The sequence below is a fragment of the Marisediminitalea oceani genome (assembly GCF_003731635.1).
Taxonomy (GTDB): domain Bacteria; phylum Pseudomonadota; class Gammaproteobacteria; order Enterobacterales; family Alteromonadaceae; genus Alteromonas; species Alteromonas oceani.
In genome coordinates, this window is the sequence record NZ_RCUA01000078.1 from 2,062 (window position 1) to 22,981 (window position 20,920).

Sequence of the window (20,920 nt, forward strand, 5' to 3'; positions counted from 1 at the left end):
TGCCAAGACTAATGCTAACTGATAAGCGGTGGCAAAAGCTACTTCAAGTAATGAAGAGCACAGGCCGCATTTATAACAAACCAGAACACAGAATGACCTTTGAAGGGATACTTTACCGGTTGAGAACCGGTATCCCGTGGAGAGATTTACCCACAGAGTTTGGAGGCTGGAATACCATCTATCGACGCTTCAATTTATGGTCGAAGAAAGGTTTATTAAATAATTTATTCAATGAGTTAGCAAAACTGGCTGATTATGACTGGGTCTTTGCTGATGGTTCTATTGTCAAAGCTCATCAGCATAGTACAGGTGCTGCGACTTCAGACAATGAGTGCATAGGAAAGAGCCGTGGTGGCAATTCGACAAAAATCCATTTAGCCGTGGATAGTGGGGGTCTTCCCATTTATTTTGAGCTATCAGAAGGCCAGAGAAATGACATTGCTCGTGCTCAAAGTTTGGTTGACCACTTACAGGAAGTAAATGTTTTCGTAGGCGACAAAGGCTACGATAGTGATGCATTAAGGGAATATATTGAAGCCAGAGGCGGTATTTCAGTCATACCAAAACGTAATTATGGCCAAGATATAGACAAAGAGAGTGTCGATTGGTGTCTTTATAAATATCGACACTTAGTTGAAAATGCATTTGCTCGAATAAAACATTATCGTTCAATATCAACAAGATATGAAAAGTTAGCGAGAAACTATGCCAGTATGGTATCACTGGCATTTTCAATGATGTGGCTGCCGATGTACTGCTGAGTGAAATATGTACAGCAAAGATCAACAGGCCTTAGCGTGAGCAGGATTTTATTCATTTTTTAAACCTTAAAATAGATAACATCAGGGGTTTCAAAACTGGCAACGTATAGTCGTATCATGTCACGCGAACTATATTGAGATTCTCGCTGTCAGTTGGTGCTTCAAAGTATCGGGTGACCTGGCGAAATACCGCTTCTGTATCAAATTTAGCTCTTTGCGGCTGTTCAACGCGACGTTGAGCAATTTGAGCTAAACACTGTTCATCAGAAACATCTAAATACCAGAGTTCGTGTTTACTGTGTGTTTCGGTACACAGCGATGTAAACCAGGCTCTTTGTTTTACAGTGTTGGCAGGAAAATCCATCACAACATTCACGCCGAGGCTAAGTAAGCCCTGTACATGGTTTTTAATAAATGGCCGGATTAGAGCTGAATATTTGATGTAATCGTCAAAGGTTTGGATCAGCCCAGGGTAATGCGCTGTGAGCCAATCATCTTCTGCAATCACCAGCGCGTTATTGTCTTGCGCAACAAGTCCGGAACGGGTGGATTTACCCGCGCCCATTTTGCCGCAGAAAAAGAATAGCTTGCCCGGATTACTCATGTTTTCTCCATCAGTTGCCAGTGGCAGAGCGCCTCATCAATCCTTATTCAAAGGAGCTTTGCCGCCGCCTCAGACATCCGTTTATACTCATGGCCAACATCAGGCACAACCTGTATCTGCCAGTTAAAATCGAAGCCGTTATCCCCTGCTACGGTTTTAGACGCTTGAAAAAAGTTTGAGCCCCGTTCTAACCGATTAGGCCCCTGCTCCATTGCCATTTCGGTTTGGTCCAGCTGCCCTTGTTGGGCATTGTTATCCAGCTCACCAAGAAGCACCACCAGATGTTTAGCAAAAGAACCCTGCAGATTATAATTAACGTCACCCAGTCCGTAAGGGTAAGGCACCATTTCATCCATAAACGAATACGTGCCGGCGTTGGCTGCTATGGCTTTTTTAATACGGGACTGCGGCTTCATTGCCACCATGCGCTGAACAAACTGACCGCCGGCCGAATGCCCGAAAATGTGGTAACCATCCAGCGAAAGCCCGTTTACGTTATTCACATGGTCAAAAATATTTTCCACCACCGTAAAAGCCCACTCATTTTCGGGGTTTTGCCACCCAAAATAACTTTCTAAATTGCCTTCCTGATAGTCATTCGTAATGACCCGATAGAACTTACTGGCAAATTCGGGGGCAATCAGCATTATTCTTTTCTGCTCGGCAAGCTCTGTCCATGCATCGAGATAATCCTCCGCATTTCTGCCCATGCCATGCATAACAAACAGTACCGGATTTGCAGGGGTCCACTCTGCTGGTTTGTATGTCCAGACTCTGATGGTTTTGCGATCGGTATGTTGATAGGCGTTAATGACAAAGCTGTCTTTACCTGTGGCAAAAGGTTTTGCTTCGGTTCTTTCTGGCCCGGTAGGAAGGATGTAAAGATACAGGTAGCCAACGGCTACAATAACAACGGTAATCAAAAGTACAGACGACACCAGCCATTTGAAGACTCTCACTTAAAACTCCTTTTAAAAAATGCGCTTCCTGACCCGCTATGAAAATGGCATAACATCATCACGCTATGAAGCGCGCAATAATATTTAAGACTCTCGGTGGCCACGCCGCAGGCAGAGCGTTCAGCCTATGTAGTTATAAAGACAGGCTGAGTAACGTGAATATTTCAACAGACTATATCAACTTTTTATTATGCAGGGTGAAGAGCACAAGAATTCTTACAAAATGTTGTTATGTAGGGGGTTATCGATATTGTCTGGAAGATAGTGGCGATGGTTTGGAGCGGTTGTCAGAAAAATGAAGCAACCACAGTTTATTTAAAAATCTGGTAATGACGTTCAACGTTAACGGTAACCTTGCCCCAGTCAGAATCTCTTACTCTTTGCTGATGTTGCTCAAAAGCGCTTTGACTCGTGAACTCTTCATAAACATCAAAACGAAGCGGATCCTTTTTATTTTCAACAACTTTAAAGGTAATGCAGCCAGGCTCACCCAGCGTTAGCTGTTTATGCTTTACCAACGCCTGCTTTACCACGTCAAGCTCTGACGCAGGCACTAAAATAAACCCCTTTAATGTAACTTTTGACATAAAAACCTGTGAAGCAAACGTTGTAGTGAGCTTAACTACCGTTATGAATGAGCCGAAGCATCGCTCGGACTGTTGCATTTCTTAGTTATATAGCCCGAAATTAATTCCGCTAAAACGGGTCGGTATTTTTCGGTACATCCAGCAAGGTATTGGCGCTGCCACATACCGAACATCTCTGTCTGATGGTTAACCTGTAGTTGAGCAAATAACTACAAGCATGCAGAAACTTTCCCAGTGACTTTATTAAGAACACGATAAAAAGCGCGAACTCAACGCCAAACTCCAACAAAAATCTGAATTGGCCAAACTCAAAAAAGGCCATAAAGATTGCATAAAAAAGACTCCCCACAACAATGCTAATTGCGGAAATGGCAAACAGGTAAAACGCTAGCAGGATAGTCAGCCCAAACATGTCCAGCAAACTGACCGAACCTGAAAATTTCCAGTTTTTATATTTACAACAGCATTTTAATTTCATTGTTAAACCGGTGCTATTTGTTGAACCAATGTGTCATAGATTAGGATGGCCGAAACTATAACAATTACCCAAAATGACAAACCAACAATGAGCACCATGAAGCCATCTGGATCTATGTCTTCATTAAACTTGCGGCAGATAAGATAACCCATTCCTTTGCATAGAAATTCGATCAGCACTTCGGTGAAGAGTCGCCCAATAAATCTGGCCACTATCTCTATTATGTCTGCAACTCCCTCTAGTGCCACTAAGTTACCAACCCTCTTACGCTCGTTAAATCGGTGAAATCCCGTAACCTTTTTTAGCTAAATCAGAACAGCAATCTAACTCGAAGCGCTGGTTTCTGCATGTATATAAAGCAATATTTTCTCGATAGAATAAAAAACCAGGTGTAAAAGCGTGAATAAGCAGAAAATTAACGCGCCCCAGATATATCCCTGATCACCGGACACATACTCAATACCAAGCTCGTAATGGCGGTCAATGTTTGATTTGAGTAAATGCCAATTAAGGAATATTGCAAGCACAATAAACGCGAATAGCCACAATGTTGAAATGATATGATAGCGTTTAACTATTTTCCTGATCTTTTCTTCAGTCATCACTGACTCCTTTCAGTTGTTTTTAAGTCCATTCGCCATGCACCTATTACCGGGATCACAAACGAAAGTGCTAAAAAACTTGATGGTCCGTACATCCATTTGGCTTGTTAATCCGGTTCAAGATCAAATGACGCTCCGGCGGGCTGATAGAGTGAAGGCTTATTAATGGGCTGTACCTTAAACTGGTGGCGTATTTTTGGTGATAGTAAATCTTCAAGCGCCTCTGGCTCAGTAATATCTGCGTCCAACCACCGCTGCAGGCTGTTATCTTTAAGCGATAACATTAATGGCGTGGACTTTTGATGCACATCCATTAGTTTTTCGTGTGGCGGTAACGTAACAACCGAGCACGAGGTTTCCACAAACTCGTTACCGTGACTGTCATGACCGTGCCATTCACGATACAAGCCGCCCATGGCAAGCTGTGCATCAGGTTCGGCAATCATATCGTGGTAGGTCATTTTACTGCCGACTTTTTGCGACTCACCAAAACCAGCGACCGGAATAACACAACGGTGCTGTCGAAAGGAATGATATCCCGCGCTACGAGGCACATTGAGCTTGTCATAACGGGTATTGAAAGAAGTGTAACGTGACGGCTTAAAATGCATAATGCCAGTGCTGTGTTCTGGCTCCAGCAGCAACCACCAGATGGCATTACGTGCTACCCTTTTCCCCTGTTGTTCGAGCACAATGGTTACTCTTTCAGTGGCGCGTACAAAACGGCTGAATCGCATACCCTCTTCCGGCCAGAAGCTAATTTCCAGCTGATCGCACAATTGCCTGACACCCGGGCTATCGGTAACGTTTAACCGGCCACACACAATACCACTCCTAATAATAATGGAGTTGCCAGGGTCATCATCACATTCTGACCCATTGCCGCCAGAAAGCCTTTATCGGGTTGTTCAAACTGTTTGGCTTGTTGATAGATTCGCCAGCCTGGCAGCATAGGTAATAAACAAACAAGGCTGTACCAGGGCAGACTAAAAACTACAACGGTTAATACAACTACCAGTATGGTGAGCAGCCACTGAGCTAAGTAAAGCCTGGCAGAAAATGCATAACCGTATTCAATCAGCACATGGTTGCGGCCATGCTCTGCGTCACTGGCGGCATCCGGAAATTGATTGAGTAACAACAGATTGTTAGTCAGCAGTGTGGGGATCAACGCCAACAGCAGCATGGTTATATTATGTGAGCCGCTAACCGCCACGTAGCTGCCATAAGACATCAGCACACCAAAACCCAAACCTGGTGCCACCAGACACAGCCAGGGATAGCGATTAAGCACCGGCGTATAGCTCACCACAATCACAACACCCAGTACGCCCATGGCAAATAATGACATCCAGGCTTCGGGCGAATGGCGCAGCACCATAATGCCCGACACAATGGTGAGCAGCACAAAGGCGATCCCGATGTATTTAACCAGCCCGGCTACGGAAGGTTCGTTTACCAGTGCCCCGCTACCGCCGCTGAAGGGCGTGCGGTTAGTAGCAAAGTCCAGTTTGCTGGTGCAATCCACATATTCGTTCAGCATATTCACGGCGATGTGAGCACACAGGCCACAAACAACAATTAAACTAAATAAAAACCAGGAACCGTCTATATTTAAAAAGTTAACAAAGCCAAAGCTGAGTGTCAGACAACTCACTACCAGCAATAAAAACGGCGGACGCATGGTTTTAACAACGGTAGATAGAACGCTCATTCCCTGCTCCTGTGCAGTCGGTTGGTTAATGATCTGCTTCAATAATAAATAACGACAGTTGCGCTAAACTTAAGGTATGTCGAGCTGATGGCATTTTGATGGATACTCTCCTTTCAACCAGTATCGAGTTAAACAAAGTCAATATCTTACTGACTCTGCTGTTCAGTATTGGCTGGATCGTGATTGCCAAACCATTGCAGTTGTACCACAACAGCAGTATCCGCTTTGCCCTGGCCAACCTGCTATTTGCGCTGGCATTGTTACTCGACTTTCGTCATCCCGACAATCCCACACTTTTTTTGTGGGTGATTGCCGATATCATATTACTGATTTCATTTATTATCTATAACCTTGCGCTTCGTCACCTGTTTCGATTAACCATCGATCCTAAATGGTTTAGCTCGATGATTATCCTGGTGAGTGTGGCCTATGTGCTGTTTTTACCTGGCTGGATAAGGCCTGAAACGGTGGCCGTGCTCAGTTTGGTTATGGTTATTGTGGTGATGCTGGCCACCCTCAAAATGAAATTTAACGCTCTGCATGCGGCTTTTTCTGCCAGTATTGCCAGCATTTTGTGTCTCGCAGACGTGCTGATCATCACGATGGTGAGCAGTAAGCTTACGTTTTGGGCATTTGCAGTACCCGTTCCGCAAAACAGTTTATTCTTTTCGCCTTACAATCCGTCGCTGATGCTATGGATGCAGGTAGTACTGATTATCCTGATCAATACCACAGCGGTGGGCACAACAATATCGCGTTTAATTGTTCGCATGAAATACCTGGCCGAACACGACCAGCTGACCGGATTACTCAATCGCCGGGCGTTTCAGTCACAACTGGAATACCAGTTCTCGCTCTTTCAGCGTTATCAACGGCCCTTCAGTATTCTGATGCTCGACATCGATTACTTTAAATTAATTAACGATACCTTTGGACACAGCGCTGGTGACAAAGCCATTGTGCACACCGCCAGACAGCTCAAACAGCAGGTCAGGCAATCCGATTTGGTTGCTCGTTTTGGTGGAGAAGAGTTTATTGTGTTATTGGCCGATCAGTCCTTAACCGAGGCCAAACTCATTGCGGATAAGATTTGTCAGTCATTAAGCGAGACTAAATGGGCCGATGCCGCCGATCCACTCACTATCAGTATTGGTTGTGTTGAGGCGAGTCAGGCCCGGGATCCGGACCAACTGTTAAAACTCGCCGATGATGCGCTGTACCAGGCCAAAGCCAACGGCAGGGATCAGGCTGTCATGGCTGGCAGCAAAGTAAGCTATCTGACTTAATCCTGCTCGTCAGCTTCATCATCACTGGTATCGGCCAGGCGCTTGCTGGGTTGTACACCCAGGGCACGGAATTGCTCAACCTGACGCACCAGATTGCCCCGCCCGCTGGTTAATTTATTCAGCGCCGCATCGTAGTGCTTCTGCGTGCTTTCTACCGCTTTACCAATTTTTTCCATATCCCCCACAAAGCCGGCAAACTTATCGTACAGTTTGGCTGCATGCTGTGCGATTTTCTGGGCATTCTGATTCTGATATTCGTACTGCCAGATGTTGTTTATGGTACGTAGTGCAACTAACAGATTGGTGGGCGAAACCAGCATAATGTTGTTATTAAGCGCCAGCGTCACCAGTTCCGGATCGCTTTCTACCGCCAATAAAAACGCGGGTTCTACCGGAATAAACATCAGTACGTAATCCAGTGAACGGATCGCTTCCAGCTCGTGGTAATCTTTTGCGCCCAGCGCTTTAATGTGGGTGCGCAATGAGTTTACATGTTCTTTTAAATAGCGCGCCCGTTCATCATCATTATCACTGTTAAAATACCGTTCATAAGCGGCCAGACTTACTTTGGAGTCGATGATCACATCTTTATCATTAGGCAGGTGTACCACCACATCCGGCTGCTGTAATTTGCCCTGTTCATTGCGGGCAGAAACCTGGGTTTCAAATTCATGGCCTTCGCGTAATCCGGATTCCTTGAGGATGCGTTCCAGCACAACTTCGCCCCAGTTCCCCTGCTGCTTGTTATCGCCTTTTAGGGCGCGGGTCAGCGCAGCGGCGTCTTCGGTGATTTGCTGATTAAGCGCTTTTAAACCCAGAATTTCTGTTTTTAGCGAGGCCCGTTCCTGCCCTTCCTTAACATACTGATCGGTTACCTGCTTCTTGAAGCCTTCAATCTGATCTTTCAATGGGTTGAGCAGTGCATCCAGGCGAGTTTTACTCTCGTTGCCAAAGCTTTCTGCTTTTTGCTGGAAAATACGGTTGGCCAGGTTTTCAAATTGTTCCTGCAAGCGTTTTTCGGCTTTTTGCAGAGTGGCGAGCTTTTCCTCGTGAGATTTTTCGGCGACATCAAAGGCTGCCTGGCGGGCATCGCTGGCGGCTTTTAACTGCGTGTAATCGGCCTGCAGAGATTTCAGATCACTTTGTAATTGCTCTCGCTGCTGCTGGGCTTCCGGCAACAATGCCGCTTTGGCAGACTGCTCCTGCAGCGAACCCTGTAGCGTAGATAGCTGTTGCTTAAGCTCGCTAATATCCTGCTGGGCTCTTTGTTGAACAGCGTCCAAAGTTTGCTGTGCCTGCTCAAGCTGCTGGGCTAACAACTGTTGCTCCGCCAGCGCCTGCTGCGCCTGCGCCTTGCCCTGAAAGCGGCCAATTACCAGGCCAACAATTAACGCCAGCAGTGCTGCGCCGGCGGGAATAATAATATTAAGGTGTTCCATTACCAACCTGAATAACTTCAATAAAAAAACGGGTAACTCATGTTACCCGTTTTTGACATCGGTTTAAGCGAAGAATCGCTTATTCGGTGTTAAATGCTGGTTATTTAGACAGTGCTTCGTCCAGTTCAGCAATTTTAGCTTTCCAGATAGCCGGGCCAGTCTGGTGAGCGTTAGCACCAGTAGAATCTACTGCCACAGTTACCGGCATGTCTTCTACCTCAAATTCGTAGATAGCTTCCATACCAAGGTCTTCAAAGGCTACCACACGGGCTTTCTTAATCGCTTTCGATACCAGGTAAGCTGCCCCGCCCACTGCCATCAGATAAACTGACTCGTGCTTGGCAATAGACTCAACCGTTGCCGGGCCACGTTCAGCTTTACCAATCATGCCAGCGATACCGGTTTTTTCCAGCATCATGTCGGTGAATTTATCCATCCGGGTTGCCGTAGTCGGGCCTGCCGGGCCAACTACTTCGTCACCAACCGCATCAACCGGCCCTACGTAGTAAATAAACTTACCATTAAGATCTACGCCCTCTGGTAAGCCTTCACCATTTTCCAGCATGGTCTGAATACGTTTGTGCGCGGCATCGCGACCAGTCAACATCTTGCCAGACAGCAGCACGGTCTCGCCTACTTTCCATTCTTTGATGTCTTCTTTAGTCACTTCGTCCATGTTTACGCGACGAGTGTTTTCGCTGACTTCCCAGGTAACTTCCGGCCATTCTTCCAGCTTCGGCGCTTTTAAGTCTGCCGGGCCGCTACCGTCAAGGTGGAAATGCGCATGGCGGGTTGCCGCGCAGTTCGGGATCATAGCCACCGGCTTAGACGCGGCGTGAGTAGGTACCGATTTAATTTTCACATCTACTACGGTAGTTAAACCACCGAGGCCCTGTGCACCAATACCTAATTTGTTAACACGCTCGTAAATTTCAACACGCAGTTTTTCATCGGTGGTTTGCGGGCCGCGCTCAATCAGTTCCTGAATGTCTACCGGATCCATCAGGCTTTCTTTGGCCAGTACCGCTGCTTTTTCGGCAGTACCACCAATACCCAGACCAAGCATGCCCGGCGGACACCAGCCAGCGCCCATGGTAGGTAAGGTTTTCAGTACCCATTCAACAATGTCGTCGCTGGGGTTTAACATTACCATCTTAGATTTGTTTTCTGAGCCGCCGCCTTTGGCCGCGATCATCACTTCAATTTTATCGCCCGGCACGGTGTCGATATGCACTACCGCTGGCGTATTGTCTTTGGTGTTCTTACGGGCACCGGCAGGATCTTCAACGATAGAAGCCCGCAGCGGGTTGTCCGGGTTCATATAAGCACGGCGGGTACCTTCATCAACCATTTGCTGAACGGTCATGTCGGTTTTATCCCAGCTTACGCCCATGCCGATTTTCACGAAACAGGTAACAATCCCTGTATCCTGACACAACGGCCGTTTACCCTCGGCTGACATACGTGAGTTAATCAGGATTTGGGCCATAGCATCTTTTGCCGCCTGGCTTTCTTCCTTGAGATAGGCCTGTTCAACAGCCTTCACATAATCAAGTGGGTGGTAATAGGAAATGAACTGCAATGCATCTTCGATGCTATCGATAAAGTCTTGTTGACGAATTACGGTCATGGCGTCCTCTTATTTTTAGGCTCACATAGTCATCTAGACGAAGAATCCGTATACTACCGCATGTCGACAACTGGCACCATTAAAACCATCTGAGACTTTGGTGGAGTGAACGTACTCTGCCGGTAGCAGCAGGCTTGCCGTTATTTTGTTAGTGATAAATACAAGAAAAGAATTGAATGCCACAGTCCCGATTTTCATTTCCGACAGAGACGCTGCATATCACCCCGGTAACACTACCGGCTAACACGCCGCTACAAGCCGTTTTTCAGCAGGTTGCCGGTGACAACTGGAGTTTATTGTACGACTCCGGCACCTCTACGCAGAGCAACAGCCGCTACGATATTGCCTTATGGTCTCCAGCCCTCACCATCACCACCAAAGCGGGCACAACTGAAGTTCGGGCGCAGGGTGATACACTTGAAACCATTGCCTGCAAAAATGAGTCACCACTGGACACGGCAAAACGCTATTTCACGGCGTTTCAGCGTAGTATTACGCTGGATGCTAAGAGCCCGCAATATGACGAGCTTCCTTTGGTGCTCGGACTGGCAGGATTTTGCAGTTACGATCTGGGGCGCGATTACGAGAGCCTGCCAGCCCTCAACCGCGACGAATACCAATGCCCGGAAATGGCGCTGGGAATATATAACCGTGCGCTTATTCATGATGTTCAGGAAGACTGCTGGTATTTTTGTCATACCAGTGCCGTCGCCATACCCGATTTTAACCAATGGATAGCCAGCCCCTCTGCGCCTTTTACCATCAAAGGTGGCTGGCAAAGTAACATGACTCAGGCTCAGTACAGTGAAGCCTTATCAGCAGTGCATGATTACCTGGTGGCCGGTGACTGCTATCAGGTGAATTTTGCGCAACGCTTTACCACCAGTTACGAAGGTTGCCTGTGGGCAGCTTATCGCACCCTCACGCAGGCCAACAGCGTGCCTTTTTCAGCGTTTATGCGCGTTGCCGACAGCGCTTTACTGAGTTTGTCACCGGAACGTTTTATTCAGTGCCGTAACGGCGTTATTGAAACCAAGCCGATTAAAGGTACCCGGCCCCGTTTTGATAACCCGGCCGAAGATGCCACAAGTGCCCAATCGCTGTTAAATGCCGAGAAAGACCGGGCCGAAAACCTGATGATCGTTGATTTGCTGCGTAATGATATCAGCAAACACAGTGTGCCTGGCAGCCTGCAGGTGCCTGAGTTGTTCAAGCTTGAAAGCTACCCGGCGGTGCATCACATGGTCACCCGGATCACCAGCAAACTGGCCCCGGGCAGCCACCCTCTGGATTTGCTTGCCGGCTGTTTCCCCGGCGGTTCCATTACCGGCGCGCCCAAAATTCGCGCGATGGAAATTATTGAAGAGTTAGAGCCTAATCGCCGTAGCATTTATTGTGGCAGCTTTATGTATCTGGGCTTAAAGAACGATTTGGACTCAAGCATTTGTATCCGCACGTTGCTGGGTGAACAAAACCAACTGTTCTGCTGGGCCGGCGGTGGTATTGTGCTCGACTCCGATGCCGCTGAAGAATATCAGGAAACCCTGGATAAGGTCGCTCGTATCCTGCCGGTGCTGGAGGCCAGCTGTGAATAAGGCCGCTTTTCTGCACCGCTTTCATTCGTCGCCGCCACTGGCAGTGAGTGATGATTACCCACTTACTCATGCCGGGCGTGCAGCAGGCGTTCTGGTGCCGCTTATCGACCGGCCGGAAGGTCTTACGGTGCTGCTCACTCAACGAGCCTTACACCTGGCTCACCACCCCGGGCAAATTAGTTTTCCTGGTGGTAAACAGGAAGAGCAGGATAAGGATCTGATAGACACTGCTCTGCGTGAAGCCGGGGAAGAAATCGGCCTGCCCAGGCAGAATTGCCAGGTGATCGGGGTGATGCCTGAGCACCGCACCATCACCGGCTTCTGTATCACTGCGGTAGTCGCGATTGTAAAGCCTGAATTCGATATCATTATAGATAGCAATGAGGTGAGCGACACCTTTGAGGTGCCACTGGCGTTTCTGCTGGATACCAATAATTATATCACCGAGCATTTTCATCGCGGGCCGCTCACCAACCCGGTTCACTTTATTCCCTGGCAAAATCGCATGATTTGGGGAGCTACAGCTGCCTTGTTACGAAACCTGGCGTCAATTTTTACTGACAACAATTGATTGCCACACAATAAGCGCGTGGCTTATCAATAGAAATTCTCATGCTACCATTAGGTTAACTGGTTTGTTCTGGTGCCCGTACACGGGCAAAATGGAATGATAATTACAATAATGGTAAACGCATCTAATGATTAGTGTATTTGATATGTTCAGTGTGGGCATTGGCCCATCCAGCTCGCATACCGTTGGCCCGATGAACGCGGCCGCGGAATTTGTTGATGAACTTAAAAGCCAGCAGATCATCAATCGGGTTACCCATGTAACCACCGAGTTATTCGGCTCACTGGGCCAGACCGGAAAAGGTCACGGCAGCGGTAAAGCGGTTATTCTGGGTTTACTCGGAGAGCGCCCTGAAACCATTGATGTAGACAGTATTGACTCCTGGCTGGCGGATATCGACGCTAATGAAACCCTTAGTCTTGGTGGCGAAAAATCTATTCGCTTTCCTCGCACCAAAGCCATTGTGTTTCATCGGCGTAAAACCCTGCCCCGCCACGCAAACGCTATGACTTTACACGCCTTTGATGGTGAAAACCTGCTCTTGTCACAAACCTACTATTCTATTGGTGGCGGCTTTATCGTACGTGACGATCAGTGGGATGTGGCCAGGCAGGAAGCCAAACAGATCAGCAATACCGTACCCTTTAGTTTTCGTACCGCGAGTCAGTTACTGAGTCTGTGTAAAGAACAAGGGTTAAGTATCAGCGCGTTAATGCTCAAAAATGAACAGGCGCTGCATCCGGGCAAAGACATCAAGACCCGCTTACAGGACCTGTGGATGACCATGGATGCCTGTATCGAACGCGGTATCGAAAGTGAAGGTATTTTACCCGGCGGACTAAAAGTCATACGCCGCGCGCCTTCGCTTTATCACCGGCTGATGACTGAATACAGCGGCGATCCCATGCAACCACTGGATTGGGTTAACCTGTTTGCCCTTGCAGTAAATGAAGAAAATGCCGCCGGCGGCCGGGTCGTTACCGCGCCGACCAATGGCGCCGCGGGGATCATTCCGGCAGTACTTAAATACGTCGACAAATTTGTTCGCCCGGTTGATAAAGACATTGCCAGCCGGTTTTTATTAACCGCCGGCGCAATCGGCATTTTATACAAAGAAAATGCCTCGATCTCCGGTGCTGAAGTAGGCTGTCAGGGCGAAGTTGGTGTTGCGTGCTCTATGGCTGCCGGCGCCTTAACAGAAGTACTGGGCGGTAATATTGCGGCGGTCGAATGTGCTGCTGAAATTGGTATGGAGCACAATCTTGGTCTCACCTGTGATCCGGTTGGTGGCCTGGTACAGGTGCCCTGTATCGAGCGTAATGCCATGGGCGCCATCAAAGCTATTAATGCATCCCGCCTCGCCCTGCGTGGCACCGGCGAGCAAAAGGTGTCTCTCGATAAAGTGATTAAAACCATGCGGGATACCGGCGCCGATATGAAAACTAAATACAAAGAAACCGCCCGGGGCGGTCTGGCAGTGAATATTATTGAGTGTTAGTGCCGTCGGCAGCGTGTTTTTGCTGCCAGGCCTTATATTCATCGGCTAACAGGGGCGCTGGCCAGCGCCCGTACCAGTCGTAACCGGTGCGGCGTTCCCGGGATATTTGCGCCAGTGAATCTACCCGCTGCCCTTGCCGGTTAGCCAGTAAAGGCTGTTGGGTGGTTAAATCGTAAAACCTTGCCCAGATAGGCGGACTATCTACGTTGGCAACAATCACCCTGTCCCACGTTGAAGTATGGTATTTATACCTCACCGGCTCTGCTTCAACCTGCATCATGTCGATACCGGTTAACGCATTATTCTTAAACCACGCCATAGCACTATGAATAGCCTGACGTTTTCTGGCAGAAGGCGTTGGATCGCTCATCAGATAACGCACCACATCCACACTTTCCCGGCTTACCAGCGAAGCTAATTCAAAAGCACGACCCTGAGCAGGTAACAAACTGTTTGCATCGTACTGCCCGGCCCAGATAGTCAGTTCACCGTCCGTTTTTACCTGTAGGTCGAGGAGTAACGTATCGCCCCGGCCATGTGCTTCGCTCAACTGATGTACTAAATCGGCGGGTAAAAAATCAAAACGCTGACTGCCGAGTTTGATTTCCTGTAACAAACCGAGCACGCCGGCCATTACATCATCCATAATGGTGATGTGACCATAATATCGTTCGGTACTTGGCGGCGAGTGAGTAAAGCCACCGTTGGCAAGCTGGGCTGATAAAATAAATCGCAGGCCGCGAATTACGGCTTGTTGATATTTCTCATCACCGGTTTGTTGATACGCTTCGGCCAGATAGCGGATTTGTGGGTACACATTGCGGTTATCAAAGCCGGTATCCGTGGCGGAATACAATGCAGCCTGGCGGGCGATTTCCTGCTCAGACATGATCCTTAACGGGTTAATGTTTTCCGGCCAGCCCCCGTTTGCTCGTTGATAACGCACTATATTATCAGCAATCAAACGAATTTGATGAAGCGCATAGCGCGGCTGTGGATCGCGATGATTCTGATCGTTCCAGTGCTTAATCACATCACTGAAGCCTGCCATTTCGATAGCTTGGTAATGACTTTCAGAGGTTTGACAGGCGCTGCAAGCAAACCCAATCGTCACCGCTAACGCCAGTTGTTTTATTGCCACACGCAGCTTCCCTGAACCTTTGCTATCCAATTCCTGCGATCCGGATTATTTAACCGGTAATGTATGCCCTTTAAACATGCGCTCAACTTCATCGTTGTTTTTCAGCATCATTGCCTTTTCCACTTTGTCTTTGGTCAGGTGGGGAGCAAAGCGTTCGATAAAATCAAACATGTAACTGCGCAGGAACGACCCCTTACGGAATCCAATTTTGGTAGTGCTGTATTCAAACATATGGCTGGCATCTATTTTAACCAGGTCGGCATCCAGCTCTTCGCTAACAGCCATAGAGGCAATCACACCAATGCCAACCCCCAATCTCACGTAGGTTTTAATGACATCTGCGTCGGTAGCGGTAAAGACTATTTTAGGTGTTAACCCGGCCTTCTCGAAGGCATGGTCTAGCTCTGAGCGGCCAGTAAACCCAAAGACGTAAGTAACCAGCGGGTACTGCGCCACATCTTCGATGGTGATAGAGGTTTTCTTAGCCAGAGGATGGTCTTTATTAACAATGACGCTGCGGTTCCAGTGGTAGCATGGCAGCATCACCAGATCGTTGTAGAGGTGCAAGGACTCGGTGGCAATGGCAAAGTCAGCCTCCCCTTTGGCTGCCAAATCGCTGATTTGCGAAGGCGTACCCTGGTGCATATGCAGAGAGACTTTGGGATATTTGTTCATAAAGCCTTTGATCACGTCCGGTAAGGCGTATCTGGCCTGGGTATGCGTGGTGGCTATATTGAGTTTGCCCTGATCAGGCAGATTGTGTTCGCGGGCGACCGCTTTGATGCTCTCAACTTTGTTGAGGATCTCGCGGGCAATATTGATCACCTCATTACCCGCAGGTGTTACATGGGTTAAATGTTTGCCGCTACGGCCGAAGATCTGCACGCCGAGCTCATCTTCGAGCATTCGGACCTGTTTACTGATGCCGGGTTGTGAGGTAAATAAGCTTTCAGCAGTGGCTGATACGTTAAGGTTATTGTTCTGTACTTCGACAATGTATCTTAATTGTTGTAATTTCATTGTATATCCACGCGTAAACCTGACAACCGTCAACACACACTCATTCAAAGAAGCCTGAACAGAGTGCTGATCTGTCGACAAGCTTAATCGCATGCTTATGCAAAAGTAGAGGAATTAGTTATTATTATGTTGGATACTAGCATAAGCAAGTCTGAGAACAATTGGAAGTAACAGAAATGACAACCCGTTCTGAGGAAAACAACAACGCTGAACTCTCTACAGACTCACAGTTTGATTTTTCAACTGTACTGGCTGCAGCGGTACACGATATGAAAAACTCACTGAATCTGTTAGTGCAGTCGGTTGAACAAATCGTTTCCACACTTCCGCCAGAGCTTACCGAGACTCGCAGTCAGATTGTCGATTTACATTACGAAGCCAACCGCATGAACACCGGGCTGGTACAAATCTTATCGCTCTACCGGGCCAATCGCGAAACCCTGCCGGTGATGATTGACCAGTGTTTTATTAACGAATTACTCGAAGATATTGTGCTGTCCAATCAGCTCTATGCATCGCAAAAAAACATTTCAATTAAAAATCAGTGCACAGAAGAGCTCGCCTGGTACCTTGATGCCGACCTTATGTACCTGTTAATTAATGATGTTTTGATCAATGCGCTTCGATATGGTAAATCAGACATAATTATCAATGCGTATCAACAAGATGGATATTTAGTTGTTAAAGTAGAGGACGACGGTAATGGCTATCCGGATCACATGCTGGTTACTGTTGATACCAAACCCTCAGATTTTAACGTAACTCAGGGCCGCACTGGTCTGGGCTTGTATTTTGCGCATCTGATTGCCAGAGCACATGCAAAGGGTGAAAAGCAGGGTTTTATTACGCTGTCTAACGGCGGAACTTTGGGTGGTGGCATATTTGAAGTTAAAATCCCCTGAGTTCGGGCCGATAAACCTATAACAACGATAAAAACAATACTAAGACGGGAAGCACTGAATGACATTTATAATCATCATTGTACTGATAGTAGTGCTGGTAGTACTGGCCATTGTGGTCAATGCCTATCAACAGTACAAAGCGAAGATCGATGCCGAGCGCCGGGCCGAAGTAGCCAAGCAGCGCACGATAATCGATGAGACAGAAAATGTCCTGATGGCGACCTCGCAGATGCCTATCTCGCAGGGACTGATTAAAATATTGCTCAAACGTATTCAACGCGCCCTGCAGGTTACCCACGAGCTTAATCCTAATTCTCCGGATATTAAACAGCACCTCGAAGACATCAGCGCCCGCATCAAATCCATTGATATTGAGCCGGATAATAATAACCAGTTTGCACTGCCTGAAACCGACAAAATGATTATTCAGTATATTCAGGCGGTTAAAAAGCTCCGAGTAATGCTTCGCAGCGAAAGAAGTAAAGGCAAAGTTGACGGCAGTACCTATCTGGAGCAGGACAAAATACTTGAGCGGTTGCAGTTAAAAGTAAATGTTGAAACACTCATTCGCCGTGGTCGTGGCGCTCAACAAACCAATATGCTCGGTTCTGCCCGTCAGTATTACGAGAAAGCCATCGCCGCACTTGAAGCCCAGACTCAGCCGGATGAATTTGTTCAGTCCCGTCTGGAATGGCTGAACCAACAGTTAAAAGACATTCAGGAAAATCTCAAAAACGCTAATGCCCAGGACCGCGCTAAGCGCCGCGAAGAAGAACGCGATGAACTGGACGAATTATTTGCACCCAAGAAAAAATGGTAACCCGCCTCTGCATTTTGCACAGGCGTATGCGGCAACTAAGTAATATCTGGTTCACTACAGATATAATTTGTTAACCCCCCTAACTTTTACATTTTCGTTACAATAATTCTGTGCTACTGTCAGTTTTCTAAACCAGTATCGCGGAGTAGTTCATGGCATTTGGCCGTCGTCATTTTTTAAAGTCCAGCGCAGCATTGGCAACCCTCGCCGGCTCACCTTTATTGTGGTCATGTTCAGAGCAGAAACCCGCAGCAGCCTGCAATAGCGCTGCAGACTATGGCGTTCAACTCTATATGTTCAGAGAAAACTATGCCAAAGACCCCAAAGGAACGCTGGCACAGATAGCCGCTATGGGATTTACGCAAGTCGAATCCTTTGGCCTGGGCGGCTTTATCGGCATTCCCGGCGCGCCATTTTTTGGTCTGTCGATAGATGAAATAGCCAGTGCTCTCAAGGCAGTAAATCTTAAAACCCCTACTGCCCACGTGAGTGGAAAGCTTGATGATGCGAGTTATACCCACGAACTGGCCAGCAAACTGGGCATTGACTATTTTATAGAGCCATTGGCAGAAGAATTACTGGCTTTTAACGACGGTAAGGTGAGTATCGCTGTGCCGGATACCGCCGATAAAGTGCTGCAGATGGCCGACAGAATTAACCTGCGTGGTAAGAAATTCCACGATCAGGGGTTTGGTTTTGCTTACCACAACCACCATATGGAATTTGCTCAGGTAGAAGGCAAAAGCATACTCGACTGGTTAATGGAAAACACCGATCCCAACTACGTCAAACTGGAGTTAGATTTGGGCTGGGTGGCCGTTGCCGATATTCCGCCTCTGGAAGCGCTACAGAAGTATGGAGACCGGGTTATAGGTTGTCATATGAAAGACCGAGACTACAGTGTGCGGGTTTCCCCGGATGAAACCGATGAGCTGATGCCAGAAGCCCTTCAGGTGAAAGCTCCGGGCCAGGGCGGAATTGACTTCACGCCAATCCTCGCCTATCTGGATGAACACAATATCCAAAATCGTTATGTCGAGGTAGACGTAACTGCACAACCATTTGAAGATGCTAAGTTTGGCCTCGCCCATTTACAAAAATTGTGCCGCTAAGCAACACCAAACAGGTGAGCAATAGAGAACAGCTGGGCCGCACAGGCCCACTGATTATCCTAAGGCCGCCCGCGCTATAGCTAAGTCTTCCTCGGCGCTGCCGCCGGAAATACCAATCGCGCCAATTTGATCATCACCGGCAAAGATGGGCACCCCGCCATTAAAGCCCATCAGGTTTTCATTCGACGATTCGAATCCGGTAAGCTGTTCACTTCGGATCAATGCACCCAGCTGGCCTGATTCCAAAGGAAACAAGGCTGAAGTTCGCGCTTTTTTAATTGCGATATCCACCGAGCCCAGAAATGCGCCATCCATTCGCTCAAAAGCCACCAGGTGGGCACCGCTGTCAACAATGGCAATACACACTTTGATGCCAAGCTGTTCTGATTTACTGATGGCATCGGCAATATGGCGACGCGCAGCCGCAAGTGTCATAGATGTGGTCATAAGCTTTCCGTAATCGACTTTTTGATTACCTTGCCCAATTTAACTCACTGATTCAATTTACAAATTTGTAGAGTAATCTGTCACTACCTGCTGCCACAATGTTTGCGCTGCCACCGCCATAACACCGCGATTAGCCCGAACCATCCCTACCCGCTTAACCAACGGACTACCTTCAATATCAAGGCAAATCAGTCCCTTACGTAGCATTTGTTCGAGGCACAAGGAAGGCACTACAGAGATCCCCATGCCGTGAGCGATAAGCTGACCAATGGTGCCGTACTGGCCCGTCTCTGCCACAATATTGAGCTGGCCATACTCGGCGGTCATCACTTCTGTCCATTGTCTGACACTGGAACCCCGGTTAGGAGAGATAAACGGCTGACTGACAATATCTTCAAGGGTAATGGTTCGGCTCGCTCCAAGTGGATGATCTGCTGGCATAACGGCTACAAAACGATCGGTAAATAACGGGAAGAACTCCAGGTTGTCCTTACTTTCCGGTTCGAAACAAAACCCGATGTCTACCCTGCCAGACAGCACAGCCTGCAGCGTTTCTTCCATGATGACATCGAGTACCCGCACCCGGATATTGCTGAATTGCTGATGAAAGCGCACCAGAATGCCTGGCAGTTTAGACTCTGCAAAAGATGGCATCGCTGCGACAGCGAGGCGCCCCTGAGCCATGGCAAACAGATTCTGTACACCTTCGACCGCGTCATCCCAGTCGTGAAGTAAGCGCCGCGCATGAGGCAAAAAGGTTTCGCCCTCAGGGGTTAGCTGTACCCGCCGGGTTGTACGGCTAAATAACTGACCGCCCAGCTGCTCTTCCATTTTTTTAATAGAACTGGATAACGCGGGTTGGGTAACAAACAGTTTTTCAGCTGCTTCGGCAAAGGTGGCAGATTCCGCCACACATAAAAAGGCCTGCATATTTCGGTATGAGATACTCATATTAATAAATTTTATTTATCAAAAGTGATATTTAATCAATTTTACAAAATTTTAACCCTGATTGATACTAGCGGTGTTCATTACTTAAAGGAGAGTATGCTATGTCTGGTTTCGATAAAGTCGTATCCAGTTACGAAGCCGCGATGGAAGGGTTAGAAGATAACATGACCGTCATCGCCGGTGGATTTGGCCTGTGTGGTATTCCTGAGGGCAGCATTGCCCAAATCAAAAAGATGGGAACCAAAGGGCTGACAATCGTATCGAATAACTGTGGTGTTGATGGCTTTGGCCTGGGCATTCTGCTTGAAGATAAGCAAATCAAGAAAATGATTTCATCTTATGTAGGTGAAAACGCTTTGTTTGAACAACAACTGCTTAATGGCGAGCTGGAAGTAGAACTGACGCCACAAGGCACCCTGGCCGAAAAAATGCGCGCTGGCGGTGCGGGTATCCCAGCATTTTATACCGCAACCGGTTACGGTACGCCAGTTGGTGAGGGCAAAGAAGTAAAAGAGTTTAATGGCCGCCCCTATATTCTTGAGGAGTCTATCACCGGTGACTTCGCCATTGTGAAAGCGTGGAAAGCAGACCGTTACGGTAACTGTATTTATCGCCACACAGCACAGAACTTTAATCCAATGGCCGCAACAGCCGGTAAAATCACCGTAGTGGAAGTGGAAGAAATTGTAGAACCGGGTACATTAGATCCGGCTCACATTCACACGCCGGGCATTTATGTGGATCGGGTTATCCAGGGTACGTTTGAAAAACGTATCGAACGTCGCGTAACGGCTAAATAGGAG

General features: G+C 47.7%; 22 protein-coding genes. 9 read left to right on the top strand and 13 right to left on the bottom strand.

Going from position 1 to position 20,920, the window contains the following annotated elements:
- A partial coding sequence (locus D9T21_RS19405; RefSeq protein WP_123326850.1) for an IS5 family transposase occupies positions 1 to 761 on the top strand: 761 nt, incomplete at its 5' end.
- A gap of 115 nt (positions 762 to 876) precedes the next feature.
- Here the strand turns inward: D9T21_RS19405 and D9T21_RS19410 are convergent.
- The 7 genes from D9T21_RS19410 to D9T21_RS19445 all read right to left on the bottom strand — a co-directional run bounded on the left by D9T21_RS19410 (position 877) and on the right by D9T21_RS19445 (position 5,705).
- Positions 877 to 1,365 carry a P-loop nucleotide/nucleoside kinase family protein gene (locus tag D9T21_RS19410; protein WP_105933269.1) on the bottom strand — a complete coding sequence of 163 codons (489 nt, stop codon included), beginning with the start codon at positions 1,363 to 1,365 and terminating at the stop codon, positions 877 to 879.
- 47 nt (positions 1,366 to 1,412) lie between these two features.
- On the bottom strand, positions 1,413 to 2,324 hold the full coding sequence (locus D9T21_RS19415; RefSeq protein WP_105933268.1) for an alpha/beta hydrolase family protein: 912 nt from the start codon (positions 2,322 to 2,324) through the stop codon (positions 1,413 to 1,415).
- A gap of 311 nt (positions 2,325 to 2,635) precedes the next feature.
- Positions 2,636 to 2,911 carry a putative quinol monooxygenase gene (locus D9T21_RS19420; protein ID WP_123326851.1) on the bottom strand — a complete coding sequence of 92 codons (276 nt, stop codon included), beginning with the start codon at positions 2,909 to 2,911 and terminating at the stop codon, positions 2,636 to 2,638.
- 480 nt (positions 2,912 to 3,391) lie between these two features.
- Positions 3,392 to 3,637, bottom strand: coding sequence for a hypothetical protein (locus tag D9T21_RS22890; protein WP_123326853.1), 246 nt, complete (start codon positions 3,635 to 3,637; stop codon positions 3,392 to 3,394).
- A gap of 75 nt (positions 3,638 to 3,712) precedes the next feature.
- Entirely contained in the window at positions 3,713 to 3,991 is a 279-nt protein-coding gene (locus D9T21_RS19435; protein ID WP_123326854.1) for a hypothetical protein, read from the bottom strand.
- Between the two features lie 107 nt (positions 3,992 to 4,098).
- Positions 4,099 to 4,815, bottom strand: coding sequence for an SOS response-associated peptidase family protein (locus D9T21_RS19440; RefSeq protein WP_123326855.1), 717 nt, complete (start codon positions 4,813 to 4,815; stop codon positions 4,099 to 4,101).
- A complete protein-coding gene (locus tag D9T21_RS19445) occupies positions 4,800 to 5,705 on the bottom strand; it encodes a prenyltransferase (protein WP_123326856.1) in 906 nt (301 codons plus the stop codon). Before D9T21_RS19445 ends, D9T21_RS19440 begins: the two co-directional genes overlap by 16 nt.
- Positions 5,706 to 5,803: 98 nt before the next feature.
- Between D9T21_RS19445 and D9T21_RS19450 the strand changes: the two genes are divergently transcribed.
- Positions 5,804 to 6,991, top strand: a complete 1,188-nt coding sequence (locus D9T21_RS19450; RefSeq protein WP_123326857.1) for a GGDEF domain-containing protein — start codon at positions 5,804 to 5,806, stop codon at positions 6,989 to 6,991.
- Here the strand turns inward: D9T21_RS19450 and rmuC are convergent.
- Both rmuC and D9T21_RS19460 read right to left on the bottom strand, forming a co-directional pair.
- Positions 6,988 to 8,430 (bottom strand): DNA recombination protein RmuC, encoded by a 1,443-nt coding sequence (gene rmuC, locus D9T21_RS19455; RefSeq protein ID WP_123326858.1) that lies wholly within the window; start codon positions 8,428 to 8,430, stop codon positions 6,988 to 6,990. The two genes, D9T21_RS19450 and rmuC, sit on opposite strands and share 4 nt — an antisense overlap.
- Positions 8,431 to 8,530: 100 nt before the next feature.
- Entirely contained in the window at positions 8,531 to 10,060 is a 1,530-nt protein-coding gene (locus D9T21_RS19460) for a fumarate hydratase (protein WP_123326859.1), read from the bottom strand.
- Positions 10,061 to 10,236: 176 nt separating this feature from the next.
- Here D9T21_RS19460 and pabB point away from each other — a divergent pair, with 176 nt between their 5' ends.
- The 3 genes from pabB (at position 10,237) to D9T21_RS19475 (ending at position 13,724) form a co-directional block, all read left to right on the top strand.
- The gene (gene pabB, locus D9T21_RS19465; RefSeq protein WP_123326860.1) at positions 10,237 to 11,655 is read left to right on the top strand and encodes an aminodeoxychorismate synthase component I; all 1,419 of its coding nucleotides are present in this window, start codon (positions 10,237 to 10,239) and stop codon (positions 11,653 to 11,655) included.
- Complete coding sequence (locus D9T21_RS19470; protein WP_241155765.1) at positions 11,648 to 12,226, top strand: CoA pyrophosphatase; 579 nt, start codon at positions 11,648 to 11,650, stop codon at positions 12,224 to 12,226. Before pabB ends, D9T21_RS19470 begins: the two co-directional genes overlap by 8 nt.
- Before the next feature lie 127 nt (positions 12,227 to 12,353).
- Positions 12,354 to 13,724, top strand: a complete 1,371-nt coding sequence (locus D9T21_RS19475; protein WP_123326862.1) for an L-serine ammonia-lyase — start codon at positions 12,354 to 12,356, stop codon at positions 13,722 to 13,724.
- On the opposite strand, the gene pelA is transcribed toward D9T21_RS19475, so the two are convergent.
- Together pelA and cysB are read right to left on the bottom strand one after the other, a co-directional pair.
- Positions 13,711 to 14,865 (bottom strand): pectate lyase, encoded by a 1,155-nt coding sequence (gene pelA, locus D9T21_RS19480; protein ID WP_164464767.1) that lies wholly within the window; start codon positions 14,863 to 14,865, stop codon positions 13,711 to 13,713. The two genes, D9T21_RS19475 and pelA, sit on opposite strands and share 14 nt — an antisense overlap.
- A 45-nt stretch (positions 14,866 to 14,910) precedes the next feature.
- Positions 14,911 to 15,885: an HTH-type transcriptional regulator CysB gene (gene cysB / locus D9T21_RS19485; RefSeq protein ID WP_123326864.1), complete on the bottom strand. Its 975-nt coding sequence runs from the start codon at positions 15,883 to 15,885 to the stop codon at positions 14,911 to 14,913.
- A gap of 176 nt (positions 15,886 to 16,061) precedes the next feature.
- Between cysB and D9T21_RS19490 the strand changes: the two genes are divergently transcribed.
- The 3 genes from D9T21_RS19490 to D9T21_RS19500 all read left to right on the top strand — a co-directional run bounded on the left by D9T21_RS19490 (position 16,062) and on the right by D9T21_RS19500 (position 18,719).
- Positions 16,062 to 16,787 (top strand): sensor histidine kinase, encoded by a 726-nt coding sequence (locus D9T21_RS19490; protein WP_123326865.1) that lies wholly within the window; start codon positions 16,062 to 16,064, stop codon positions 16,785 to 16,787.
- A 58-nt stretch (positions 16,788 to 16,845) separates the two neighbouring features.
- Positions 16,846 to 17,607, top strand: a complete 762-nt coding sequence (locus D9T21_RS19495; protein ID WP_123326866.1) for a hypothetical protein — start codon at positions 16,846 to 16,848, stop codon at positions 17,605 to 17,607.
- Between the two features lie 152 nt (positions 17,608 to 17,759).
- On the top strand, positions 17,760 to 18,719 hold the full coding sequence (locus tag D9T21_RS19500) for a sugar phosphate isomerase/epimerase family protein (protein WP_123326867.1): 960 nt from the start codon (positions 17,760 to 17,762) through the stop codon (positions 18,717 to 18,719).
- Positions 18,720 to 18,773: 54 nt separating this feature from the next.
- On the opposite strand, the gene D9T21_RS19505 is transcribed toward D9T21_RS19500, so the two are convergent.
- Both D9T21_RS19505 and D9T21_RS19510 read right to left on the bottom strand, forming a co-directional pair.
- The gene (locus tag D9T21_RS19505; protein ID WP_206427308.1) at positions 18,774 to 19,166 is read right to left on the bottom strand and encodes a GlcG/HbpS family heme-binding protein; all 393 of its coding nucleotides are present in this window, start codon (positions 19,164 to 19,166) and stop codon (positions 18,774 to 18,776) included.
- A 57-nt stretch (positions 19,167 to 19,223) separates the two neighbouring features.
- Positions 19,224 to 20,117: a LysR family transcriptional regulator gene (locus D9T21_RS19510; protein WP_123326868.1), complete on the bottom strand. Its 894-nt coding sequence runs from the start codon at positions 20,115 to 20,117 to the stop codon at positions 19,224 to 19,226.
- Between the two features lie 101 nt (positions 20,118 to 20,218).
- Between D9T21_RS19510 and D9T21_RS19515 the strand changes: the two genes are divergently transcribed.
- Positions 20,219 to 20,917, top strand: a complete 699-nt coding sequence (locus tag D9T21_RS19515) for a CoA transferase subunit A (RefSeq protein ID WP_123326869.1) — start codon at positions 20,219 to 20,221, stop codon at positions 20,915 to 20,917.
- Positions 20,918 to 20,920: the final 3 nt, after the last annotated feature.